26 protein-coding genes are annotated in these 24,628 nt (G+C 50.2%); 3 read left to right on the top strand and 23 right to left on the bottom strand.

The window, feature by feature from the left end:
• Positions 1-41 precede the first annotated feature (41 nt).
• From BCT11_RS08950 to BCT11_RS08845, 23 genes are all read right to left on the bottom strand, one after another.
• A complete protein-coding gene (locus tag BCT11_RS08950) occupies positions 42-1,073 on the bottom strand; it encodes a trypsin-like serine protease (protein WP_102388089.1) in 1,032 nt (343 codons plus the stop codon).
• Positions 1,074-1,261: 188 nt separating this feature from the next.
• Positions 1,262-1,642: a hypothetical protein gene (locus BCT11_RS08945; RefSeq protein WP_102388088.1), complete on the bottom strand. Its 381-nt coding sequence runs from the start codon at positions 1,640-1,642 to the stop codon at positions 1,262-1,264.
• A 13-nt stretch (positions 1,643-1,655) separates the two neighbouring features.
• On the bottom strand, positions 1,656-2,615 hold the full coding sequence (locus BCT11_RS08940) for a prepilin-type cleavage/methylation domain-containing protein (protein WP_102388059.1): 960 nt from the start codon (positions 2,613-2,615) through the stop codon (positions 1,656-1,658).
• Positions 2,612-3,139, bottom strand: a complete 528-nt coding sequence (locus tag BCT11_RS08935) for a hypothetical protein (RefSeq protein ID WP_102388058.1) — start codon at positions 3,137-3,139, stop codon at positions 2,612-2,614. The genes BCT11_RS08940 and BCT11_RS08935 overlap by 4 nt, the downstream gene beginning before the upstream one ends.
• On the bottom strand, positions 3,139-3,513 hold the full coding sequence (locus BCT11_RS08930; protein WP_230599519.1) for a hypothetical protein: 375 nt from the start codon (positions 3,511-3,513) through the stop codon (positions 3,139-3,141). Before BCT11_RS08930 ends, BCT11_RS08935 begins: the two co-directional genes overlap by 1 nt.
• A 207-nt stretch (positions 3,514-3,720) precedes the next feature.
• A complete protein-coding gene (locus tag BCT11_RS08925; RefSeq protein ID WP_102388057.1) occupies positions 3,721-4,719 on the bottom strand; it encodes a hypothetical protein in 999 nt (332 codons plus the stop codon).
• Positions 4,716-6,338 carry an ATPase, T2SS/T4P/T4SS family gene (locus tag BCT11_RS08920; RefSeq protein ID WP_102388056.1) on the bottom strand — a complete coding sequence of 541 codons (1,623 nt, stop codon included), beginning with the start codon at positions 6,336-6,338 and terminating at the stop codon, positions 4,716-4,718. Before BCT11_RS08920 ends, BCT11_RS08925 begins: the two co-directional genes overlap by 4 nt.
• Positions 6,335-6,961 (bottom strand): hypothetical protein, encoded by a 627-nt coding sequence (locus BCT11_RS08915; RefSeq protein WP_102388055.1) that lies wholly within the window; start codon positions 6,959-6,961, stop codon positions 6,335-6,337. Before BCT11_RS08915 ends, BCT11_RS08920 begins: the two co-directional genes overlap by 4 nt.
• A 1-nt stretch (position 6,962) precedes the next feature.
• Positions 6,963-8,075 carry a hypothetical protein gene (locus tag BCT11_RS08910; protein ID WP_102388054.1) on the bottom strand — a complete coding sequence of 371 codons (1,113 nt, stop codon included), beginning with the start codon at positions 8,073-8,075 and terminating at the stop codon, positions 6,963-6,965.
• Positions 8,075-9,559, bottom strand: coding sequence for a type II and III secretion system protein (locus BCT11_RS08905; protein WP_241909005.1), 1,485 nt, complete (start codon positions 9,557-9,559; stop codon positions 8,075-8,077). Before BCT11_RS08905 ends, BCT11_RS08910 begins: the two co-directional genes overlap by 1 nt.
• A complete protein-coding gene (locus BCT11_RS08900) occupies positions 9,556-10,224 on the bottom strand; it encodes a hypothetical protein (protein WP_241909004.1) in 669 nt (222 codons plus the stop codon). Before BCT11_RS08900 ends, BCT11_RS08905 begins: the two co-directional genes overlap by 4 nt.
• 179 nt (positions 10,225-10,403) lie before the next feature.
• A complete protein-coding gene (locus tag BCT11_RS08895; RefSeq protein ID WP_102388052.1) occupies positions 10,404-11,615 on the bottom strand; it encodes a TrbI/VirB10 family protein in 1,212 nt (403 codons plus the stop codon).
• Entirely contained in the window at positions 11,608-12,030 is a 423-nt protein-coding gene (locus tag BCT11_RS08890) for a hypothetical protein (RefSeq protein WP_102388051.1), read from the bottom strand. Before BCT11_RS08890 ends, BCT11_RS08895 begins: the two co-directional genes overlap by 8 nt.
• On the bottom strand, positions 12,027-12,905 hold the full coding sequence (trbG, locus tag BCT11_RS08885; RefSeq protein WP_102388050.1) for a P-type conjugative transfer protein TrbG: 879 nt from the start codon (positions 12,903-12,905) through the stop codon (positions 12,027-12,029). The genes BCT11_RS08890 and trbG overlap by 4 nt, the downstream gene beginning before the upstream one ends.
• 12 nt (positions 12,906-12,917) lie before the next feature.
• Positions 12,918-13,583, bottom strand: coding sequence for a VirB8/TrbF family protein (locus tag BCT11_RS08880; protein ID WP_102388049.1), 666 nt, complete (start codon positions 13,581-13,583; stop codon positions 12,918-12,920).
• Between the two features lie 12 nt (positions 13,584-13,595).
• The gene (trbL, locus tag BCT11_RS08875; protein ID WP_102388048.1) at positions 13,596-14,909 is read right to left on the bottom strand and encodes a P-type conjugative transfer protein TrbL; all 1,314 of its coding nucleotides are present in this window, start codon (positions 14,907-14,909) and stop codon (positions 13,596-13,598) included.
• Positions 14,906-15,865 (bottom strand): P-type conjugative transfer ATPase TrbB, encoded by a 960-nt coding sequence (trbB, locus tag BCT11_RS08870; protein ID WP_102388047.1) that lies wholly within the window; start codon positions 15,863-15,865, stop codon positions 14,906-14,908. The genes trbL and trbB overlap by 4 nt, the downstream gene beginning before the upstream one ends.
• A gap of 19 nt (positions 15,866-15,884) precedes the next feature.
• Positions 15,885-16,646, bottom strand: coding sequence for a P-type conjugative transfer protein TrbJ (trbJ, locus tag BCT11_RS08865; protein WP_102388046.1), 762 nt, complete (start codon positions 16,644-16,646; stop codon positions 15,885-15,887).
• On the bottom strand, positions 16,643-19,054 hold the full coding sequence (locus tag BCT11_RS08860) for a conjugal transfer protein TrbE (RefSeq protein WP_102388045.1): 2,412 nt from the start codon (positions 19,052-19,054) through the stop codon (positions 16,643-16,645). The genes trbJ and BCT11_RS08860 overlap by 4 nt, the downstream gene beginning before the upstream one ends.
• 35 nt (positions 19,055-19,089) lie before the next feature.
• Positions 19,090-19,395, bottom strand: coding sequence for a conjugal transfer protein TrbD (gene trbD, locus BCT11_RS08855; protein WP_102388044.1), 306 nt, complete (start codon positions 19,393-19,395; stop codon positions 19,090-19,092).
• A gap of 11 nt (positions 19,396-19,406) precedes the next feature.
• Positions 19,407-19,736 carry a TrbC/VirB2 family protein gene (locus tag BCT11_RS08850; RefSeq protein WP_045417671.1) on the bottom strand — a complete coding sequence of 110 codons (330 nt, stop codon included), beginning with the start codon at positions 19,734-19,736 and terminating at the stop codon, positions 19,407-19,409.
• A 64-nt stretch (positions 19,737-19,800) separates the two neighbouring features.
• Positions 19,801-19,947: a hypothetical protein gene (locus BCT11_RS28040; RefSeq protein WP_155398296.1), complete on the bottom strand. Its 147-nt coding sequence runs from the start codon at positions 19,945-19,947 to the stop codon at positions 19,801-19,803.
• 379 nt (positions 19,948-20,326) lie between these two features.
• On the bottom strand, positions 20,327-20,593 hold the full coding sequence (locus BCT11_RS08845) for a hypothetical protein (protein ID WP_045402091.1): 267 nt from the start codon (positions 20,591-20,593) through the stop codon (positions 20,327-20,329).
• A gap of 363 nt (positions 20,594-20,956) precedes the next feature.
• On the opposite strand from BCT11_RS08845, the gene BCT11_RS08840 reads away from it, so the two are divergent.
• The 3 genes from BCT11_RS08840 (at position 20,957) to BCT11_RS08830 (ending at position 23,743) form a co-directional block, all read left to right on the top strand.
• On the top strand, positions 20,957-21,508 hold the full coding sequence (locus tag BCT11_RS08840; RefSeq protein ID WP_045417674.1) for a helix-turn-helix transcriptional regulator: 552 nt from the start codon (positions 20,957-20,959) through the stop codon (positions 21,506-21,508).
• Positions 21,477-22,286, top strand: a complete 810-nt coding sequence (locus BCT11_RS08835) for a VUT family protein (RefSeq protein ID WP_102388043.1) — start codon at positions 21,477-21,479, stop codon at positions 22,284-22,286. The genes BCT11_RS08840 and BCT11_RS08835 overlap by 32 nt, the downstream gene beginning before the upstream one ends.
• 557 nt (positions 22,287-22,843) lie before the next feature.
• The gene (locus BCT11_RS08830) at positions 22,844-23,743 is read left to right on the top strand and encodes a hypothetical protein (protein ID WP_102388042.1); all 900 of its coding nucleotides are present in this window, start codon (positions 22,844-22,846) and stop codon (positions 23,741-23,743) included.
• The last annotated feature ends 885 nt before the right edge of the window (positions 23,744-24,628 follow it).

The raw sequence follows: 24,628 nt of genomic DNA, 5'->3' as shown, positions 1-24,628 counted from the left end.
GCCAGCGTGAGCGCTGGCCAATATCAAATGAGTCCGAAATCTTAGTACTTACGGCGTAGTGAGGCAATACTCAGTAAGAGTAGACTCCAAAATCCCAAAGAACCGCCACTGTCACCGCCAGAACTTCCGCCACCGGCATTGTCTTCTGGCTTGTTGATGTGAACCGATTCAGAGTCAGACAAGAACAACTTGCCTTCACCGCCATTGCTTTCAATGACGTACGTGCACTGCTCAAAGGGGGAAATTATCCCTTTCGTTATACAGGTGCTCTCGTTAGTAAGGAGTGTGACATCGCCCTCTGTATAAGCAGAATCGGTGACACCACCTTGGTGCAGAGATTGTACGGTGATGGTCGTTCTTCCATTCGCATCAGCTAAGGTTGGGTAATGCCATCCATCAATGTTGCTCGTTAAGAAATCTTGTACGGCTTGGATATCAGTGCCGTAGGTTTCTCGATATTTTTCATTAGCACCGTTAACCATAATACTCCCTTTGTGAATCGCCATAATGTCATTATCTTGGTTAATCCACGCCGCCCCCGAATCCCCACCGGTGGTGTGCTTGTCTTCGTCAACCACGTCGGCATAGAGAGCGAAATGATCGACCCAGTGGTAATGGCTAAACGTCAGCCCAACGGAGTTGAGGGTATCAATGGTGCCTCCAAATCCCGCAATGATGATCGGCTCATTTTCTTCTCGGTTTTCAATGTTTAAGAATTGGATGTTTGAGTATTCGATTGGTTGAGCTATGGTCACAATGCCCACATCTTCACCAGAGAAACTACCATCTTCGACAAAGTTTGGGTGGCCAATTCGGTTGGATGCGGAATAGTTATCGCCGGTTGAGATAGTGAAAGTATCAAGCTCTGATTCTTCAAGACAGTGCGCGGCGGTTAGCACGTAGCGTCCCGCAATGATGGTGCCGCTACACAAACCTTGACGCCCGGTTTGTTGGCTGTCGAATCGAACCGTATTATCGTGTTGTGACCAGTCTATGGGAGTTCCGTTTTCAACCGCAAACGCTTGACTGGATAAAAGAGCAAAAGAGATGAACGTAAAAGTTTTGTTGAGCATAATTTATCCTAAATCGGGTTCCTTGCTTAGCCGAATTGTATCAAATTTAACCATATGAAACGACATTAACATCCTGTTTTATCTATGATCATTTGTTCTATAAAACGCATTTTTATGATCGATCGGCATACTTGATTCTTAAAAAGAAGCGCCGTTAAATGACGGCGCTTTTGAAGGTGTATTAATGGCTACTCGCACTCGTAGTATTTGGTGCGGATATCACAATCATAATCACCATTTCCAACGTGTGTGCAATCTTCATAATCTTGGCTGCCATAAGATCCTTTAGGGGTGCATTGCTGCCCTGTTGGGTCTCCCTTAAACATCATTGAAGATTCGATGTAGTAAGGGTTTCCTGTGAATGTGGCCCAGGTTCCAAACTCCCCATTCTCTGATGCATCAGGGTCGAATTCAGCGTCGGTTAAACCTTTTGTATCTGGAGGGTTATGTACCGCTGCGTTCGCGGATTCATAAGGTTTGCTTGATTCCAGTGCGTCGTCGTAGGTGACTTTTGCGTGCACGGCGGTGCTCAAGCACAGCGCGGGAATGAGTAAATACTGCGTTTTCATATATGCTCCTTGGTTACTTACATTGGGTAAAGGCGGTGATTTCGCCTGTGGTAGCTTTTTCAAATTGACCAGTAATTAACGATTTGACTCGCACCTCTAATCCGACTTGCCAATAGCTATCGGTGGTAGTCATTAGGTAGGGCTTTTGACTTCCTGTCAGTTCTAAATCGGATTCAATGTATATGTTGGCAATGCTGAGCATGATGTCGGGAGCCATACCGTCAGGGCACGACGGTTTGTCTACTCGGTCTCCGTGCTTTACCGTGATTACATTGACTAGTCCTTTACTGATGATTTTTTGAGTACCATCTGAATTTAAGAGGGTTAAATCCTTAGCGTTGGTGATCGCATAATCCCCGCCTACATCCCAGTCGTCAGTGAGCTGAACGCTACCATCACGTTGCAAGAACTCATCGTAAAGCTGTGAAAGGAGCGGGTCATAAACCATGACGGTAATATCGCCGTTACTGAGTGCCTTGGCATAAGGCACCTTGAGCAGTTCGGTGGCCCATTTTGCTCGATAGATAGGTTGTATGGCGGTACTAGACAGTGGGAACGTTAACTGGGCATAAGCGATGTCTCTTAAATCCGAGCCGATGGTGACGGTTTTTCTGCCCGCCTCATAACCAATACGTAGCGAAGACCAAGGCAAGTAGTCCGGTCTGACGCAGCGTCTTGCGGCTTCATCGGCCGCGGTGCAGTTGATCCAAAACTGTTCGTCTGGGGTCACCAGATCGTTAAGGTTGGTTGGAAACTGGTCAATCACGGCGACGGGGGGCTTAATGGTCTTTTGTTGGTATTGGTACTTCTGCAGAGCTTCGACGACATGCTCAATCCGGTTACGGTAGTCTTGAGCCGCGTTTTTTTCTTTGTTGATGAGGGCCCACTTTGCGACGCCGGCATACACAAGGCCAAGCAACGCGATAGCAAATAACACATCAAGAAGACCAAGACCTCGTTGGTGTTTCATCATAAAAAGTCCTGTTGCATACAGCCGTTTTCACCATCGAAATACTGAAGTTGCAGCTGGGATTGAATGGTGGCCATCGACCGATAAAGTGTCAGGCGACGGCTTGTGATAAACACAGCTTGTGCGACCCGCATAGCGGGCGTTTTCAGTGAGTAGCCCGTCATCCCTTGTGGGAGGCTGACAGTGACTTTGATGCCGACACTGAATGTTGACCCTGGGGAGGTTTGAAGGTCGATAGCGATAGCGTAAGGGGTGGTTAATAAGTAACGGGGCGCATTGTAGTCATTGACTAATTGCGACACCGTTGGCGAGATAAGCTGGGCGCGGCAGCCAGACGCTTCCCATTGCGCACTGATGGCGTGCTCCGTATAAGTAAACACATCCGTCATGGCCGAGGAAAAATCTTCTCGTAATGCGCCTTGTCGCAATAGGCTACTGCTTAAGGCGACGGTGATAGCCAGCGCACCGCCGGCTATCGCAAACGCAAATAAAAACGAGATCACAGAGGCGCCAGTTTGGCGCTGCATTACATGGTCACAGTGATGTCAGAGCCAGAAGTTTTAATGCTCGTGCAGCTTGAGTCCGCTTTTGGACAGCGTTCTGAGCTCACTGGCGCCAGCTTGTTGGCCAGTGCCAGGATGTTTTCGGCATCGACGTTGCTGATGGTGATGTCAATGAACGATTTGTTGGCACTGGTGGTGACCGTGTACGTGCCACCAAATTGGTTCGCACTACACCACGTCGCTTTACTGTAGCCGTAGCCTTCTTTACAGATTTCGGTCAGGCTCACGCCGGTCGTATCGGTGCCCGCGCCGACCCAAGCATCGGCGCCCTGGCGAATTTCACTCACTTCAGTGAGGGTGGTGTTGACTTTCAGCTGTCCTTTCCCAGATGACGCCATGGCGACGATACCAGCGAGCACCAAGGCCGCGAGACCCATCCAAAAAATGAAGTCCATGAGTGAGGCGCCCAATTGCTTTTTAAATGAAGGTGGCGCAGACGACGGGGTATGCGTCTGTTGCACTGTCACGGGTTCATCCGTGTTGTCCTGTGGTGTTTTTTTTCGAGAGGTTTGGGTTGGATTTGTGTATGTCATGCTGTTTTTTCCTTATTGAAAACTGAGGTAGAGTTGATAGGCGGCGCTGATAACGAGTGAGCCCAGCACCAAAATGGTGATGACCAATCCGGCTTTGGGAAGCCAAAGTTTCATCTTGGCGATTTGCTTATCGACATGTTGGCTATGGTTTGCGCCACTTTGACTGAGCAGTTCGGTGTAATTGACGCGCTCACCCAGTACCTTCATGGCACTGAGTTCGTCTGGAAGCAGTAACTGCGTATCGAGAATATGCCCCAAATTACTTTGTCCGATACTCTGGTCTTTCATGGCTTGAATGTGCATTTTGACAAACGCACTGTTGCGAATTTCAGCTTGGGTGAGGGCATCGCTGAGTTTCATGCCACATTGAGTGAGGTTGGCTAAGGTTTTCAGTAATGTCGCGGCCACTGCCGCGCGGTAAAGTGAAAACAGCGGCCATCGGTTCGTGATATGTCGGCTCGGGCCTGCCCAGTTTGGCAACGCAATGGCTAAGGCCACGAGTAAACACGCGGACAATATCGCGACGAGTGGGCCATACCCCGCCACGAGATTGCGAACCGTTAACCCAATCCCATCGGCATGCTCTACGGCGCTTAACATCTTATCGGCGATGTACACGCCGTAGAGCCCCGCGCCCACCGTTAAGCCATAAGGGAAAGCCAGCATTTGAACCAGTTTGGTGACAATGTTTTCCCCGCCTTGCAACTGCTCGATGGCGGTCTGAATGCCAACGCCGCGTTGACCGGCGCTTTCTGCCGCGCGGATGGAGCTTAACACCACACTCGGAAACCAGCCTTCCAGCACATCGACAAAGCGTTTTCCTTGCTTTGGCGCCGCTTTTCCCGCAAGACCAATGACCTGGAAGGTTGGCGTGCCATTATCGACAAGAGATTGACAAAACTCTTTGGTGGTGAGGTTGTACTTATCGGCTTTTTGCCACTGCTGTAAAAAGGCGAGCCTTTCTTTGTCGCTAAACAGCCACTGCTCAAGGGTTCGACCAAGTAGCGTCATAATGCCTCCTTGAGTGCGCGATAGGTGTCACTGACCGGCGTTGGAACGAGGTCATCCACTTGCTCTGAGGCAGATAATATGTCCACTTGCCCCCGGACAATGCGAGATTTACAGTGCTGTTTGATGTCGGGCCATCCTTGACTTTGCAGATGCGCTTTCCACCCTAAATCGTCTTCTTTGACGATAAACGCTCGGTCTTTGTCATCGAGAATGATCATCTCCATGACCACTAAGCGGCCTGTTTCCCCCGTCACCGCCCCCTTTCCAGTGCAGGCATCACAACCTTTCGGATTTAAGAGTTTGACGCTTTTTAGCTCTTCTTCACTGCAAAGCTGTTTAAGTTGGCGCACTTTAAGCGCAAGCTTGTCGCTTGCATTTGCATCGCGATAAGCACTGATCACCTCGTCGCTGTCGTGCTGGCTAAACTCAAACGCGCAGCCACACAGTTTTCTGACCAGTTTCACGTGAACAAACAGCGCCATCAGGTCAGGCGCACCAATGATGGCGGCGGGCATTTTGAGTTGTTGTATGAAGGTCTGAGGGACGCCGAGCGCACTGTTGGTGTGCAGCGTGGCCAGCGCCAAGCCACCGGTTTCGGCTTTACGACAAAATTCGGCGGCCGTCGGGTTATCACGAATTTCACCGATGTTAGAGATGTCAACGTCATGACGCAGCGTTTCTTTACAGTAAAAGGCGTAGTCGAGCTTAACGCCGGAGCCTTCCACCGTTTCGACGTCAGGTTGCACTTGGGTTTTGCTGACGAACGGCTGTGAAAACTCAACGGGGTCTTCTAAGGAATGAACGTTACGTGCAATGCGATCCACTTTTTCAAGGAGCGCATAGACCAGTGAGCTTTTCCCTGAGCCCATTGGGCCGGTGATGATTATTCCGCCTTGGCGTTTGTGGATCATCGCTATCAGTGTGCTTAAATAAGGCGCGGGTAAATCCATGTCCTCCAAAGACAGCGCTTTATCGCGTGGTGTCAGGCAGCGCAGAGTGAGCTTTGGCCCTTCTGCGGTTGGAATAAGCGCCGCTCGCCACTCAAACACGCGCAGCTCGTTATTGACCGTCAGCGTGACCTCAAAACGGTCTTGCGCGGGCATGGTGTATTTGATGTCTTGTCCGCCAAGCTCGGAGAACACATAGTCCATCAAGGAAAGCCCGACTTGGCGAGGTTGATTTTGCGCGCTTTGCTGGTTATGAAAGCGGCTGATCACGCGCCTGACGCCCACACTGCGGATCAAGAACAAGGTACTTTCTGCGGTGGTGAGCACATGGACATCGGAGCTATTTTCATTGACGGCGGTTTGGCACAGTGCCAGCAGTAACCGCTCCACCGTATTGGTCGCCTCTTGTGTCATCCCTTCCTTTCTTTGTTCGTCAGTGAAGGTAGAAAGCGTGTTATCGATGACGCTTTGAGGCACTTCTTCAATCATGACTGACTTGCCTAACATCGCTTCGCTGCCTTGCAGCAAATCAACGATGCGGCCAAGATTGGGCGCGTGTGGGTTCGCGGTTTGTATGGTGAGGTCGTCTGCGACGATGGTGTAACCATCATCACGACACAGCGTTAATAACGTCTCTGCCTCAGCTTTGGTGAGCTTTGGTAAGTGATTCATAGTCCACCTTCTAACACTTTGGCTTGGGTGCCTTGCATGAGTCGAACCCCATTGGCATTGATGTGGGTAATACGCACACCTTGAATGCTTTGCCCTTCACGGACTCGCACTGGCGCGCCGCCATCAAAGCTCAGATAGGCGCTCGCTTCTTGCTCGTCAACAAAAAGGCCACTGAGCGTGAAGCGGTCAATGGCCTTTAAGGTGCGGGGTTTCGATAGCGTCCTCGGTGGGGCGTAATCATCAATCACCGAAATGGCCGGCACGTAGTCAGCGCGCTCTTGTGACGGCTCACTGCGAGTTGCTTTGCGCGTCCTGGCTTGCTGCTCGGCGATGTTGGCATCAAGCTTGGCCAGCGCTAAGGTTTCTGAGCGGTCAATGAGCTGCTTTGCCTTCGCATCGATGACAAGCGCGGGGCTTACGCTTTTGGGTTTGGGCTTTCTTATGACGTTGTTTGGCTGTGGCGGCGGGGACGCAGGGCTTGCATTGACCCAGCTTGGTTTTGTCGTTTCAATCGAACGTGGCGCCGTTGAGATAGGCGTATTTTTGGCCAGCCAAAGAGTGGCAACAACGAGCCCGCCAATCACCAGAATGCCAATCTGGATATGGGCTTTCGTGATTTTCATATTACTCTCCAATGTATTGAAGGCGCATGACTGCGCGGTAAGTACCATCGGTGTTTGGGGTGAGCGTCAGCGCTTGAAGGCTCAGCGGCAACGGACGAAACAAGGTGGTTAAAGAGGGGAGCTCACTGAGCGCGACACTGTTTTTGTTCAACGTGACATCCAAGGTGCTCGCGGTCGCGGATTTGCTCTCTTTGCTGTTGCTGGTATGCCAGCCGAGGCCAGTGAGCACATCGACCAATTGAAAACCAAGTGAATAGGGCGCCAGTTCGTCTTGCCACTGGTCAAGATGCCCCTTTACCGGTTTGGTGAGCGTCAGCGCGTCGAGGGTCAAGACGGACGTCGCCGGTGAGTCGAGGCTTGCCAAGTAGTGTTTCGCGCTTGACATGAGCCCGTCGTCACCGCGCTCGATGACGGCGACCATGGTGCTGCCTTGAAGGGTTACCTTGCTTAAGTTCCAACCAGAGGGGGCGAGGGCACTCATACTGGTGAGCAAAAGCGCGTCATTGAATCCCTCTGATGCGCTCACCGCTTGGGTCATGGTGTGGCGATAATTTTGATATACATCCACCACGTGCGGCTGGAGTGTGTCGGGTTTAGGCGGCGCACTGGTCAGCCACACGCTCAGCGCCAGGCAAACCATCAAAAAAGCGCCACCGATAATAAAGGTCGCGCTTTTGTTGGGTTTGAGTGGGTAAGGTCGCCAATCGCGCTCTTCCAGTGGTGGCACGCTTTCGCATGGCCACGACTGCCAACGCTCCTCTTCTTCTAAGGTTGGCGTGAGATATAGCCTTTCACTGAGAGAGAGCTTGACGGTGTTGATGTCGTCTATTTTGAGCGTGGTGGCTTCTCGGACCACACCACTGCGCACTTGCATGAAAAAAACATGGTCATGGTCGTGTTTATCCATCAAACACCAATGGTCAGGCGCATGGCTGTCGAGCTTATGCAGCCAAGCCTCAGCTATCGCAAATCCCGCTTCTTGGCTTACATACCGGGTTAACCAATGGCCCCGTTGTACGGTCAGGCTAAACTTGCCCGGCAGCTTACGAGAAAGCTGCCATTTTGAGAGCGTGTCTGCCTTTATTACCGCGTGAGTGGGGGTGAATGTGGTCATTATTTTACTCTCCTTGGCGTCAGTAGCACTAAGGTTTCAACGGTTTCTTGACCACTCGCTTGACTCCCTAATCCATCAATGCCAAAGCTTGAGGATTTGTTGGCGGTTTGGGTTTGTTGCTTCACTGAGCCAATCACCACCGTTTGGCCATAGCGCAGTTTGTTGGTGAATGATAAGTCAGCGCTGCGCGTGGAAATAAAGCGCAAGGTGGCCTCGTTCACCACTTCCGTGCTGTCGCCCGCGATTTTAGTGAGCTTGCCTGCAGTGCGTATCCAGACAAAGTCATCTTTAACGTTGGTATTGACCATCATATCGATGCCTTCCACCACGTTGCCACGCGTCGTACTTGTTGAGGTGGTGGTGTCGGTGATGTCAGTGGAGATATCGGAAAGGTAGGGCGTATCAACCGTTTGCGAGATACGAGCGGGTTGAGCGCTGAGCGTGAGTACGCTGATGGGGGTATCTGTTGATACTGTACCTTGCTGTTCTAGTGCTTTAATAAAAGCGGTGGTGCCATCCCATTTTCCAGAGCCTTGGAACGCCAAACCGCTGCCTGAGCCGATAAGGCCAGAGGTGGTCGATGTCCCTGGAATGATGAAGTTTAACGTACCATCGCCGACATCTCTCACGAGATCCCAATCGATGCCTTGGTCTTTACCAAGGTTTGAGCGAAATTCCAGAACGCGAACATCGAGCAGCACTTGTTTTTCGAGCTCTTTTTGGTAAGCCGCCACCACTCGATGCACCTGCGCCATTCGACTGGGTGTGGTGCGCACGGTGATGGCGGTCAGTCCAGGCACCACCTTGACTGAGCCGACTAATTGCTCGCCGTCATCTTCACTTTCGTCATTCAGGACCGCTTTGAGGGCATCGGCGACCTCAGACACCACATCGACCTCATTGTATCCGGTCGTGATGTACTGGCCGTCCACCTTTGTGCTTTCGCCTTCTTGTGCGCTGCCACTGCTTTCACTTTGACTGCCTTGCTGCCCAGAATAGACACCAGAAGGCAGGGTGAGCACGAAAGTTTCCGTTTGATAAAAGCCGACCGTGAGTTTCTTTTCTTCTGGCGTGAGGCCATATTGCGTCACGCTGCTGAGCAGATTTAATATCGACTTTCTGGACGCCTCGCTGTTGATGGTGACGGGACGATTGGGGTCGACGTCAGGATCGAAGGAGATATCGACCTCGGTGCCGCTAAGCAGTCTCGATAACACCAGTGATAACGGCAATCTATCGGCCTTAACTCTGACTTTTTGCTGCAACCATGGCGGCGACGTGTCCTTTTTTATCGGCGTTGGCAGGGCGGGTGGTTTGCTGAGGTATTGCACGTTACCCAGTGGCGTTGACGCCTTGTTACGTGCGGTGTCCATGGTGTTTTGAATGTGCTTCGCATTTTCCTTTCGGTCGAGATAATCTTGACTGACACAACCGGTGAGCAAAACGGCGAAAAAAGGGGCGAGTGCCCATGTCATTTTCATCATTGTCTCTCTCTGATAAAGATTTGGCGAGAGCCGGGAATAAGCTCTGCGCGAACGGGGTAGCCTTCAAGTACGGTGTCCAGCGCTAAGTCAAACGCGCCGCGCGGCGTCACAATGCCGTACTCGGCCATTAACGGGTAATCATCCTCACTCATCCAAGAGCGTCGTTCTCCTTCTTCTCGCCAATGCCACTGATAGGCGCGGGTAAGATTGGCAATGGCTTCTTTAAGCGAACGACCATGAACCCATCGGACATCAATCATTCCAGGTTGGGTATGGATGGCCGCAATCCCACGCTGCACATCAAAGCGCAAAGGCATGTCAAGCTGCTGACCTAACGCTTCAATAGACTGCGGGAGGGTGCCAGTAAAATGAAGGTTGCTGCTGACCGGACGAAGCAGCGCGGCTTGCTCTTCTTCGCTCAGTGAAAACGCCACTTTCGTGAGGTTTTTCTTTTGCAACCAACGAGACAGGGCGCGATACGGGGCTTCATTGGCACTGATGAAGAAGGTGGTTGGCTTGGTGTGCGCCGGAGTGATGGGGGGTAAAACGGTTGGCGTTGAAGTAAGTGAGCCGGTGGGTTTGCGCTTTTCGACGTTCACTCTTTGTACGGTTTTTTCTCCCACATTGACGATTTGAGGCGCTGGCGTTTGAATATCGTCTCTCACGTCTACCGCCCCTCGCCTTAGCGTGGTCGAATGGTCTTGTACGGGAAGCGGCGCTGGTATGCCGGAGATGACCAGCTGGTTATCGTTTAAATGGCCGGAGGGCGCCGCCCAACACGCAGATGTGATGAGCCCTCCTAATATCGCGATAGGCATGGTTTTCATAAAGGTTCTCGAAGTGTCTAACGAATGGAAGAGTAAGGCGGCAAGACGATGTCTTGGCTTACCATGATGTAAAATGGCTCGGCGTTGTCGATTTCAATGGTCGGTTGGATGTTCATGTTTTTGCGAATGAGCAGGTTGCCCGTTTCGGCGTACTGCTGGGTGACCCCATCCGCCACCGATTCGGCGGTGGAGCGTGAATCGTCATCCCCATCACTGACCCCCGCTTGCGTGAGCCCTGAGATGCCGCCGAATAAGGTGGATTGTCCAAATAGGCGCCAGTAATGATTGTTCACCTCTCCGGTTAACCCGCTCATGCCGGTGACATCTAAGCTGGCCATGTTGCCGATATCAAGTTTTTTCCCGTCCGGGAAATTAACACGTGACCACGTCACTGGAAGGCGACGTTGCCCATACGCCACTCGACTGTCGTACGTGCCGTAGAGCCGAGTCCCTTGTGGAATGAGGATGGCCGAGCCCGTGGCGCTGTCGTAGACGTGTTGACTGACTTGAGCCACCAAGTGACCGGGAGTATCCGAGTTGATGGCGCTGATAAGCGCGGCCGGTATCAGCGTGCCAACGGTGAGCTCGTATTCACTGGCGGGCAGTTCACGCCGCGCAGTGAGATACCCGGCTTGATGGGTGTTTGCCAAAAACGCGTCTTTGCTGGCCTGACTGGCGAGCGTGGTGTCTAAGGCGCCGCCCTGGCTAAGCGCTTGTCCGCTTGGCGTTGACATGGCTTGTTTTTTGGCGTGGTCGAGCCTTTGCTGCGCCATCGTCAGCTCGCGGCTTGGCGCTGGCGCCGTCGTTTGCCTTAGCGCCGCGTCGTCAATCTGAATGTTCATCCCTGAATAGACCGCTTCGGTTAACATCGCTTGTCTGGCCTCAAACGCGGCCAGTTGACGCTTTTTCATCGCGGCGAGCTCGGGGGAAACCGACGGTGTGGCGGGCGCCGTTTCAACAGAGGTTATCGGTGTGGGTTTGACCACCGATGAGGTGGGCTTTTTGGCCAAGACAGAGTCCAAAGAGGACGCCGTGGTGGCGGTGTTGACCGTGCTTGGCGTGTCGGATGGCGCCGAGGCGCTGGCGCGTTGCCCTTTTTGGGCAATGACCAACACCACAAGCACCACCATCATACCCGCCAGCACCAGTCCGGCGATTTTCACGCTTTTTTTGATGTGCACCGAGCCCACACCGGAAAGCGGATTTTGCTTGAGGCTGAATTTAGTCATACGTCACCCCATAAGCCCGCGTTTTGAGCGGAATAAGGTGGTGGTTACTGACCACCCAGATGCGCGAGAGTATTCGGCCATCACTGAGCACGGCGGTGACCGCAAACTGAGTCGGATTGAGCTGCTTCACCCGATAATTGAGGCTTAAATAGTCTCTGGCATTGTCTTGTGCGACGCCAAGCCCCTGACGCCTGAGCGTCTCGATTAAGGTATTGGCAAAATCGCTGCCATCATGGTTGAGGTTCACTATCCGGCTTGCGCCTTCGGATTGACGAAGAAAGAGCGCAATGTCTTGGCTGATGGCGCGCATTTCCGTTGGGGTTAGCACCACATCATTGTAATTGCCGTATTGGTCTGGTTCGTAACTGGCGCAGCCGCCCAGCAGCAATATGACGATGAGACAAAACTGTTTCATGCTCCCCCCTTACGTTTGATGAGCACGGTTTGTTGATGTTTGCCTGCGCCGAGTAACAGGGCGATTTGGTCAGGTAGGCCATCGACGACAAACTTACCATCCCGGTATCGGTAGTTAATGAGCTCGCGCTGGCCGGCATTGATCACCAAAAGTGAGGGCAACTTGCCGGTGGCGACACTGCGAGGCATTTCCAATATCGTTTTGACGCTGTTGTTGTACACACGAACGGGCGCAAACTTTGCGTTGCCTTCGATGTCGTAGTCAAAATCGAGATCGTCAATGTTGAGTCCATTGCCGATGGATTTGGATTGCTTCTCGCTTTGCTGGCGGTCATACAGTGAGTCCATGGCCACTTGCAACGTTTCTGGATAGTCGAATTTCACGATGGGCATCCAGTCGTTGTGTTTGGCGGTGAGCTTGAGCAGATAGGCGCGGCGATTGGTGGAAATTTGCAAGGTGGTTTCAATATTGACATCGGTCGGCTTGACTAAAATGTGTGTCACCGCTTGAGCGCCTTGACCTGACACCGTTGGGGTGAAGTTCCATCTGACCGTATCACCGGCGTTTAAGCCGTTTTTGCTGATTTGCTCGCCAGGCTCTAACTGAATGTCACAGGTTTTGAGCGGCGCGCAGACAACGCTCGGCAAAGCGCGGCCATAAAAGTAGGTGACGGCGCCATCGGGGGCGCGTATGGGCTTGTCTGTTCCGTTTATCCATCGCTTGGCTATCTCAACCCCCGCTTGCTCGGTTGGGCTGAGCGGCGCGGCAAGCTCTATCAGTGAGCTGGTTGAGATGGCCGGGACGCGGCTCGCTAGGGCGCCGCTGCTCCAGAGCGCCACCCCTAATAAGGTGAGGCGCAGAAAGGGCGTATTCATATCATCCATTCCTTACTTAATTTGTACATCGTTGAACGCGTTGATCCACAGACCCAGCGGATTTTGTTTCATCTGCGTTTTGTTCTGGGGCTGTATCGTTTGGGTGTTGATGGTGGCTTTAAATCGTGGCGTATCGAGCAGCGCCCCTTGTCGGTCGGTGACGGTTTCTGTCCATTCGATTTGCCACGTGCTGTCTGATAGGGGCAGTGTGCTTTGAATTTCAACCTTCACCAGCTCTCGCGCCGCTCGCTCAAATGGGTTTTCTTTTTGAAACGCTTCGGCGATTTGAGTTTGAGCGGGGGAGTTGGGGATAAGCTTGGCGTACGCGCGTCGAACGGCTTTTTCTGCCGCTTCGGTATCAGAAAGCACGCTGCGTATGTCTTCAACAAACTGCTCTAGCTCTCGGACTTTGAGGGCATCGAGCTGCGAGGTGGGCAGCTTCTCGACGCTGGCCACGCCAATGATTTCCTCATCATTTTTCACCCCAATCACGTAGGGCTTAATTTTAGACTGCGCACCGATATATCCGACGCCGCCGACGGCGAGGGCGCTCACAAGCAGGGCTAAAAACGCAAACATCTTCCAAGCGTGCGCTTCTTTCACTGCGCTGCCGATGCGCTCATCCCACTCTTCGCGGGCGCGCTGATATAAAATGGAGTAGTCATTTTTTTCTGACATCGTGGGGTTCCCTTATGCTTTTCTAGAGGGTCTGCGCTGCGAGCGCTGCTGCAACCGCGCTTTCAGAGCCTCATGATTTGAGGTGGTGGTGACAGGCTGCGCCGCTTGCATCGCTGCTTGGTCTGGAGATAGTCCAGCCGAGGAGGGCGAAGCGTGCATCGTCGCGTGCATTTTTTTATGGCCGTTGGGGGGCAGCGCGCTTTTTTTGGCAAGCTCGCTGAACGCGCGTCCAACCGGGCTTTGCTGCGCCATGGCGCCTAATGCGGCTTGGCCGAGTTTGTCCGCGCCTTTGACTAAAGCGCCAGCGCCTGTGGCGGCGCCTTTTAACATCGGCGCGGTTTTGGATAGCTGCGCTACCCCTCCTTGTGCTTTTTGGCCGAGTCCCGTCTTAGCCAGTTGTTTCGCCATCATTGCGCCGCCACCTTTGAGTAACGCGGACGCGGCTAAGCCAAGGCCAGCGGTCGCCCCGGCGGCGCCTGCCGCGCTGTTGACGGCGCGTCCGGTATCAAAAACAAATCGGCCCGTCGTCAAACTCGATGCCATATTAGGCACGGTCGTGACTAAGGCCAGATAGATGATGGACATGACCACCATCATCAAGTAGTCCGCGGCGCCTTCTGACGGCGTATCAATAAAACCGATGAACACGTCATTACCGATGATCACCAACAGTTGCATGATGAAGATTTGCACCGACATGCCGAGCACCGTGGTGAAGTAGTTGATGGCATGCTCACGTGTCCATTCACTGCCTAAAAAGCCCATCATGACGACCCCTCCATTTAATATGACGTAGGCGCCGACGATAAGAATGGTCATTTGAGCGGCTATCAGTGCCAGGACCACCAAAACGATAAGGCCGCACAAGCCAATAATGATGTACTCTCCGACATCGAACCCTGAGCTCGACTCCCATATTCGCTGGGCTAACATCATGCCGACTTCAACGATGTTGGAAGGCGTCAGCGCTTGTGTGCCCCCGGACAGGCGCGTGGCGACGTCTTGAATAGAATGCATGATGGTCCAAGCCAGAGGGACGGCGTTATTGAGTAAATAAACTGAAAAACCAATGGTGATCACCCGTTCAAACATCTCAGCGACAAAATGATCGAGGCCTTTTTGGTGCATCCAGAGCAAGATGGCAGACCACGTAAAGCTGAGGGTGACCAGTAGCCAAAAGAGCCCTGTCACGGCATCAATGATGATGGGCGACCAAGTGGCGGTGAGGTGGTTGAACTTATCAAGAATGGTGTCGAGTGCGTTGTTATTGGCGGCAAAAGCGGAATGGCTAAAAAGGAGTAAAGCGGCGGTGATGCGCGTTCTCATGTGGCCTCCTGTTGGTCTTCGTATAACGTGGTGGTGTCGTAGCGCTCACCATCAAACCCATTGACTTGAACGAGCTCTCTCACGCGGCGCTGTCCGGTGTTGTCTCTTGCCATGAACACCAGTGCGTGGACGCTATTGGCGATCAACGTCGGATTTTGATGGGGCGAGACCTCGCCGATGCATTGCTCAAAACGGGCGAGCCCTTGGCGCGCAGAGTCGGCATGAATGGTGGCCAGCCCGCCGGGATGTCCGGTGTTCCAGGCTTTGAGTAAATCCAGCGCTTCACCGCCTCGAACCTCGCCAACGATGATGCGGTCGGGACGATAACGCAGCGTGGTGCGCAGCAGCGTTCTCATGGTCACATCGGCCTCCACGCTCGTTCGTTTGATGACATGATTGGGGGCGCTGCATTGCAGCTCATTAGTGTCTTCCAAAATGACCAAGCGTTCATCAGGAAACAGCAGCGAGATTTGATGCAGCAAGGCGTTCACAAACGTGGTTTTTCCTGAGCCGGTGCCGCCCACGGTGACGATGTTTCGGTGCGCCGCGATGAGCTTGAGGAGGTGCGCGGCGACCTCTGGCGTCATGGCGCCGGACTGGAGGTAGTCCTCAAAGGTAAAAATGTGGGTCGCTCTTTTGCGTATCACAAAACTTGGATTTTCAACCAGTGGGGGAACAAGCCCCTCGAATCGACTGCCATCTAATGGCAGCTCGCACTCTAAGATGGGACGTTTGACCGTCACGGTTTGGCGATGGTAATCACTCAACGCATTAAGAATGCGGGTGGCGTCTTCGGGGGCGACGGTGCCGACGCGTGCCATCGGGCAACCTTGTTTTTCTATCCACAGCGTTTTGTCGGGATTGAGCATGAGCTCGGTGACCGCTGGATCATCGAGATAACCCGCTAACCCCGCTTTTTCGAAGTGGTGGGCGATGCCTTGTAGTGCTCGGCTCATCGTGAAGGCTCCTCTAGGCTCACCAGCTCATGCTCGGATGTTGCCATTCTTGTGACCAGTCTTTGCCGTCAGTGGGGTCTACATCGAGCGGTTGGGTGACCATTTTTTCTTGAGCGACACGCTGGCGCTCGGTGGTGTCGGCCGTGGCCGCCATGTGCGTGGCTTGCATCTGGATTTGCGCTTGCATCAAGGTTTGCAGTTTTTGCAATTGCGTGGAGATCTGAGCCAGCAGCTCGGCATTGGCTTGGGCAATTTCCATGGCGCCATTGGCGCCTCTGACGTGAGACTGGATACTTGATAGCGTTTGGTGGTCGTCTATTTGATATTGACTCATTTGACTTGCCAGCGCTAAGGCGCTTTGAGCGGTGTCGCGCAGCGCATCGCCTTGCTGCTTATAGGATTCCACCGAGTTCATGGCTTCGATGGATTGGCTCTCGTAGCCGTCGATACCAATAAACAGACGGTTCCAGCGCTCAGTGACGTCTCCCATGGCGTACGAAATCGACTGGCCGCGGGCGGCAATGGTGTTGAGGTTGCGCAGCTGCGATTGCACGTCCCCCCACTCTAGATTTTTTAGGTTTTCGAGGTTTTGAATTTGGTATTCCAAATTTTTTAACGAGTTAATGGTTTGCTGAACTTGTTCAACATACGCTTGCGCCTGCCCAAGATTTGATTGCGCCATTTGCATTACATTGGCGCAGTTGGCGCAAAAGAACGCGTGGGTTTTCACTGGCAAGGTTGCAGCGCTGAGTAACGTTAAAGTGAGGGTAAGCGTTTTCATGTGTCCTCCAAAATGTGCTTTTGTTTGAGGTGGTGCAAATACCAATCTTCCCCATGTGCGCTGACTAACTCGCGAATGCTTGCGACGTCTTTTTTGTCCGAGACGCCCACAAACGCCAGCGCCAGCTTATCGAGCGACAATTCCACTAAACGCCCTCCGACCGGTTGGCTGATGTAGTAATCTCGCTTACGAATGGCGTGCGTGAGGAGTTCGATTTGTTTGTCATTGAGGCCAAACTGATGGTAGACATCGGCAAACTGCGGCGCTTTATCGTTCGGCAAGAAAATTTGAGTCGGGCAGGATTCGACCAGAACATCGAGGATTCCGGATTTGATGGCATCGGTGAGTGATTGTGTGGCCAGCAACACAAGGCAGTTGGCTTTGCGCAGCTCTTTTAACCACTCATACAACATGTCGCGAAAGACAGGATGTTTGAAGGCTACCCATCCCTCATCAATCACAATAAAACTGGGGTTGCCGTCGAGACTTCGCTCAATACATCGAAAGAGATAAACGAGCACTGGCACTAAATCGCGCTCACCGCGTATCATCAGTTGGTTCATCTCAAACACCGTAAAATCCGACAGCGACAAGGTACTGGTTTCCGCGTCAAGTAAATCCCCGGCGCGCCCTTCGATGGTGTAATACTTCAATGCCGCCTTGATGCGAACATCTTGAACCTGAGCATGAAGCTCCGAAAGCGATTGGCGCTGGGAGCCTTTCATGTCGCTGAGCGCTTTAAAGATGGCGCTGCGCATATCACTGGTGACGGTTTCGCCTTGCAGCACCACCAATTTTTCAACGTAGTCGCAGCACCATTCAAAATCCGTATCGAGAGCGGACAAAGGCGCGAACGCAGGCTGTTCACGCGAGCCGCTGGCGCCGATATCGAGATGAAGCCCGCCCAGCTGACTCAACGCGTACATGGAGTATTTTTTATCAAAGGCAAAAATCCGCGCTCCTTGATAGCGCATCATTTGCGCAACCAGCATGGCCAAAAAGGTGGACTTACCGGCCCCAGTCGGACCAAACATCAAGGTGTGGCCCACGTCGCTGACGTGTAAGTTGAGCCGAAAGGGCGTGTTGCCAGCCGCGGTGCAGACCATCAGTGGCGGTGAGTTTTCAGGGTAAAAGGGACAAGGACAGGTGGCTTCGCCCGTCCAAATGTTGGCCGTTGGCAGTAAATGGCACAGATTTAACGTACTCAATAAAGGGCGTCGGATGTTGTGCAAGCTGTCGCTTGGCAGCGTGCCAAGAAACGCTTCGGTGGCGTTCACCGTTTCGACTCGACACGCTAAGCCAAGCGTATTATTGAGAATGTTCACCACGTATTCGCTCATTTCACTGAGCACATCAAGGTCTTGGTGGCGCAAGATAAAGGTCGAGGTGTACTGCCCGTAATTGACACGCCCCGCGGAGAGGTCGGTTTGCGCTTGCTTGTACTGCGCGACCATCTCTAGCGCATCGTCATCCACCTTCGGATCGGGATTTTTGAGCAGCTTATCTCTAAAAGACACCACCTTTTGGTCCCATTTTTTGCGCTCTTTTTCCAGCAACGCGTGCGCTTCATTGGTATCAAAAAAAACAAAACGGGTGTTCCAACGAAACTCGACGTTCATCAAACTTAAATGGTGCAGCATGTTCGGGTGGCTAAAGTCAGGAAAACCATCAATGCTGATCACGCTGGTATAGTGCTCGCCAATTTTCGGCTGAAATCCTGGCCAGCATTCCACGCCCCCAATGTGGCTATCGACAGGGAGAGGGGTATAGGCGGCAGCAACGGGATGCCAAACGCCTGTCAGTGCAAAGCGAAGATAGGCCAGCATCTCATCGAACGCGTGGTCTTGTTTCTCTTGTAACCCTAATCGGGTCAATGAGGAAAACACGCCAGAAAGACGACCCTGAATGTCGGCCATTTTGTCTTTAAACAGCGTCAGGTTGCGTTCGGCCATGCTCGTGCGCTTGGTGCTGCCATGGTCGAACAGTAAATCGGTCACTTTAGAAAGGCGTTTTGACGTGGGGCGCCACGTAATAAAAATGGCGCTTCGCGTGGCAAACTTATCCCCTTGTGATTCAAAAAAAAGGCGTCTTGAGTCGTCCATCATCTGCATGACAGGGTGCTGAAAATGGGACTGCTCTGGCGCGGGGTAGGAGGTGGCGAGCTCTCGATTGGTATCGACGTGCACCATGTAACCGGTGCCTAATGAGGATAGCGCTTGGTTTAAGCGGCTCATCATGGCGTTGCGCTCCATGTTGGTGGCGGTATCGACATCCATACCAGAGAACAGCCAACCTGCGGTAAATGAGCCATCTTTGCCGAGTAATATGCCGTCATCCACCAAGGCGGCCCAGTTCAATAAATCAGGCAGCCCTTTGGCTTGCTCACGATAGGTTTTCATAGACAACATAGACATGTCCTGTATCGGAAACGAAAAAGCGCACGTTAGCGTGCGCTTTTTTGGTTGGGTTTATGTAGGTATTTGACGCTGTGCGCGGGGTAATAACGTTGATAGCGGGCGTAACGTTTATACACCTTGGTTAAGATGGGGTCGCTTTTGGCCATGGCTCTTGCAATAACCAACATCGAGAACAGCACGATGACGCCAAGCGCGGCGGTATAGAGGTTTTGAAGGACCATCAAGACCAAGGCCAGTAACATCGACATCATGACAATCTCGCGCTCGCCTCCCATCACAAGGTGCGCACGGTTAAACGCGTAAATGGGGGTGAGCTGTAATTCATCGTCCATTGAGCCCTCCTTTAAGCAATGAGTGCTCCAGAGACGCCAAACAGCATCGTCAGCAAGTTAACGGCCCCCACAATGATTGACACAATCAGTGCGATCATCATGATTTTTTGCACAAAACCGTCCATCTCCCCACCAAATATGAGCGTGAGGCCTGCGACTACAATGCCAAGCACTGAGCCACCAAAAGCAACCGGCCCCGTGATGGAGTCCACGATTTTAGAGAGCGGGTCTTCCCAGGGGAGACCGGTGCTTGAGGCGTGGGCGCTGAGCGAGCACGCCAGGGTGAAAGACGCGACGGCGAGTTGTTTGCCGCGGCGTTGGATGTTTTTAAATAAAGACATAGGTTGGGTTCTCCAAATTGAAATAACGCTGCACTCTTTGAAAAAGTGCAGCGTTATTTATGTGTTATCGGATGAGTAGCTTGTCGTCTTTGAAAGGGTCTAGCCCCAGTTGTTTCAACTCGTGCATGATTTCAATACGGCGGCGAGCGTGGCCCTGCCTCTTGTCGTATTCCTCTTGCTGCTTTGAGCGCTTTCTGGTGTGTTTCTCCATGGCGTGATGTCCTTTTTTGCAATAAAGCTCATGGATACGCCCACTCGTGGATTGGATAGGAGCTGTTTTAGGTGGGCGGCTTGCTCTTTTTTAGCCTACTGCCAATAGACTGCGCGTCGTGTGGCGCTTACAAGGCTGATGCCCGACTGGGTAGGGGGGGGGTGAAGTGCTGGCATCACTCACCGTTTGACGATGAACAGAGTGTTTTCTATGTCGGTATCAAATGACAAAACCAATGCCGAGCAAATGGGCGTATCCATGAACCTTGCAGCGATAAAAAAGCCCCACCTAAAAATAGGCGGGGCCGCTTGAGGTGAGGCTCAGAACCTCGTTCTTTACAAACGCAAAAAGCTCCGCCTCCATAGAGGCAGAGCTGTGCTTATACCAAGGGTATTGATGTCTCTTCATGTTGCATTAGAGAAGATAGTCGGGCTTCCCATTGCGCTTGTTGCTGCTTAGGCTTTTCAAGCCCAAGCGTTTTCAGTGAACTCGTGCTCCAGGTTGCGCTGGTAGCACGGTCAACTTTGGTTCTTTGCGCGCGAGCACAAAGCGTTTTATTAACTTGTTTTGGTTGATAACAACGAACTTTAGCGCGCATGGCTTGCTCCTCGTTAATCGAGCCTTTCACTTTAAGCTGTTCAGGCATACAGCGCCCTACCCGTTCGCTAGACGTAGGGCGTGGTTGAGGAATATCATGGCTTCCCCTTCGATGGCTCTGTGCAATGCTATGTCGTTATCCAACGAGGTAGTTGCGGCGAGACGTCATCTGCCTTGGCATTGTTTGTTAAAGAACGTTACGTTTTTTTGTTAACTTCAGTCACAAAAAAGCATTTCAAAGATAACTAACTTATTGATAATAAGTTGTTTTGCTTTTTATCTCTTGCTTGTGTGACATTTTGAGAGTCAACATGAAAGTATAATGAAACTTTTTGAAAGTATTTTCAAGTGATATGACCTAAATTTTATATAAAAATTAAGAGTAGATTGACGGTTAGGAAGGTGATGAGTCGTGAAAGACGTAAATACTCTTGGTGGAAGGTTAAGTGAAATACTGTTTATGAAAGGAATGTCAGCGGCAGAGCTTTCAAGGAAAGTAGATATTGAAGCTGGCTATATTAGTAAGCTACTAAATAATAAAATAAAAAAGCCACATAAGAACATGAGAAAAATTGCTGAATCTTTAGATGTTTCTTATGAATGGCTAATGACGGGAAAAGAGATTTCTGGTGTATATGAGAAAGTGTTTGATATTGAGTCTATTGTAAATAATAGGTTTCAAAAAATAGGAACGTATGAAACTGATATGCCAATTTCAAAATTTGAAAAGATTATTTATCATGATGACTCAATCAATATAGTCACAAAACGAAAGTTTGGAGGTGGTTTGTATTTGTTTGAAAGAGAGGGAGATATAATAGAGCTGTATCGAGAAGACAACTTTTTGACAATGAGTTGGCATCCTGAAGCACCCCAAAAAACAGACTCTCCCATTGGCAAGGTGATCTCTAGGATTAACAGGGAACATATCAATGACAAGAAGATTGAATTTATTAAAAATTGAAGACGGATTAGTTTATTACACCAATGAAGATAATGACTGCGTATTGAAAGAGAAGCCGCATGAACTTGTTACAAGAGGGGTCGTTAGGCTCTTTGACTGCAAGCAAGATAGAGATTCTATTTATGCAATGACTTCAATGACAAAGTTAGATATTAAATGGTATGCGTTTCTAACTAGCTTGTATCTATGTACTTTGCTCATTGCTATCCCAATGTCGCCAGATACGGTGGAGATTTTTGGTACTTTCCAACCCGCTGGTATTCTTATTTTTCCAATGACGTTTATTATTTTAGACGCAATAAATGCAACATTGAGATATGAATATGCAAAAACTACAACATATTTTGGTGCAGGTCTCTGTGCTATTTCTTCTGGCCTTATTGCTTTAACATTCTATATATTTGAAATAGAAGGGACTTATCGTGAAGTTTTCTACCCTCTAATTAGCCTTTATCTAATAAACAGCTTATGCATATTGTCAGCAGATCAAGCTAATAATATGATATTTAAGACGTTAAGTTCGAAACTTTACAGAGCTTCGATCTGGCAACGCTCTATTATTTCTAGCATTATAGGACAAGCATTGTATACTGTTATTTGGATCGGATTATTCTTTAATACATCAACGTCACTCACATTACTTCAAAAAATTAGTGATAATTATCTATTTAAGATCATCTATGCGATCTTACTTATTCCTCTTCTCTATGTTTTTATTTTTATCTATAAGTGCATAAGGAAAAGACAAGAGAAATTTGGAACAGAGCTGCATACTTAATGGAAGTGGTTTGAAATTTAACAAGAACTTATTTGACATACTAATCTAGTAATTGACGTTAAAAATTTCACGATAACTCTAATTATGCATTTTAAACACAAATGTTAGGTTATTTATAAAGATACCTCTCGTTTTGCATTGATTTCCTATCTCTAGTCTACTAGAATAGATGGTGATCAGAGTGCATTGCATAGCACGCTACCTGCATAGTCTTCTATGCAGTGTATTAAGGTCAATTGAGTGGTTGAAGGTGACACTTCGATATTTAAACATTCAACAACGAAGCCAGACTTTCCCAAGGGTCTGGCTTTTTTGTATGCGTCGATCTTTGTTATGAAATTTGATCGTTGATCTTTATGGTTTTTATCTATATCTTTAGTTTAACTGCTTGGACTAGTCACCCAAGCAGAGCATACAAACTTGGGAATCGAAGATGAAAATATCAAACCTTACGCACCCTAGGTGCGATCTATCAAAGCATACTCTCAGTTCAAGCGTTCACATCGTTAGTGGGTTTATTCCATTACACCAGTGCTTGAGTTCTGTTGAGGTATGCTATGCAACTCTCTGAGCACTACACTTCTCAAACTCTTTCTGATCTTGCACAAGAAGCGCAAGAGCATATTCGTGCTCAACGAAAGAAGACGAGCGCAGCGTATCGAGCTGCACGGAAAGCGCGTGTTGAAGAGTGTATTGATATCCACCACGCTGCCATTGAAGCGGAAAAAGCACGTCTGGAAGCCAAAGGTAAGCCAAACCCGAACTATCAAATCGGGTTTACTAAACGCCGTGTGTTACGTGACAAAGAAAACCCAAGGGTGGTAGATCTTCCTACTGAGTTTGCAATGATCCTAAAAGCGTGTGAGGAATTTATCGATAACCCTAGACGCTTTCCTGAATTGTATACGTGGGTGCCTGAAATGAATAATCGTCAAGCGCGTGAACTCGTCGCGAGGGTACTCGCTTGTCTTTTGGTTAACACTGATATTATCAGTGGCCGTGTCGGTGAACCCTCACCACAAGGTATGAAACCATTAAGTTATCACCAGTTTCATGAAGACCATGCTTTGCGGTTTGGTAAGTACATTGCGCCGAAATCCTTTAATAAGGCCATTAGTTACCTTAAACGAGCGGGTTACTACAACTCCGAGTCCATTAACATCCCTATTGGTGATGTTGAGGGCACTGTTCGTGGTGCTCCTGCGTATAAGCAATTCTCTGAAGTGTTCTTCAATGATCTGAAAGTGGTTCGTTACAGAAACATTGCTGAATCCATCATCGAGACTCGTAAGCGTCAAATTAAAAATGGGCTTCGTCATGCCTGGATTAGTTTTAGAGACATGGCGAACGGCGTCGTACAACGCTATTTGAATGCAAATAAGTTTGAGCTCGTAGCTGAATCAAATTTGCGGGTATTCGAGGCTTATAGTCCCCAGGTCTCCCTCAATCCACACTAACTCTTATCAATGAATCCGCGCAAGCGGAGGATTCTGCACGTCTATACAAGGTTGAATGTGATCTAAGTCATACTTTCGTGATGGTGTTCACCTCATTTCTATCGTTGTTACCACCCACTGTGAACGCAAATGGACGATTTCACCCTAAAAAATAGTATTCACAGAAAAGATACCTATAGAATATCACTGTTAATTTTACCTGTAAAAGGTCATCTAGAGACATACCGTTCTTATGAGAATAAATATGTAAACTACGTATATAGAATTAATATAAGAATAAATATTTAAGAAAAGGCTATCGCTTCGCTCAAAGGAACCTCCCATCAAAAGCAATCAACAACACTATACAATTCAGAATTAGCGGATGCTTTTGATGGGCCCCGACAGCCAGCATCGGCATCAAATGATTAAAAGAGTAAAATGCATAGCTGGCTGCGCTGAACATTTCTTTTGTCATACGACAAGAAGCTATAGAGCATATACGCATAGTACAGTGAATAGTCTTACTCGCTACGCTCGCGCATTCTAGCAAGGCGAAGGGCAATTTTTGTACCGGAATCACTGCGAATAAAAGAAAGCTTTTGAGAGCTCGGGAAGGACGCATCTTACTCACTTCGTGAGCGCGTTCTAGTATTCGTCGCACAGCGACTCATGAAATGAATGGTTACGGCGTCACAATTTGCGGTTAAAAAAATGGCGAAATGTCATTAACACTTCGCCATTATGTCGGAATGAAACTAAATCATTAGTTGATGAGTTTTGAGATCTCATCTTCGGTTAACTCTGTTGTTTGCGCGATAAGAGCTATATGGGGAGTTGCGCCCATTTCAGCGAAAAGTCCAAAGTTGGCTCTCAGCCCTTTAAAAGGTAAGGAAAGTCAAAGTT

The sequence above is a fragment of the Vibrio sp. 10N.222.52.B12 genome, assembly GCF_002875385.1.
Classification (GTDB): Bacteria; Pseudomonadota; Gammaproteobacteria; order Enterobacterales; family Vibrionaceae; genus Vibrio; species Vibrio jasicida.
Note: the sequence above shows the minus strand (reverse complement) of the source record. Positions and strands in the feature narration are given on the sequence as shown.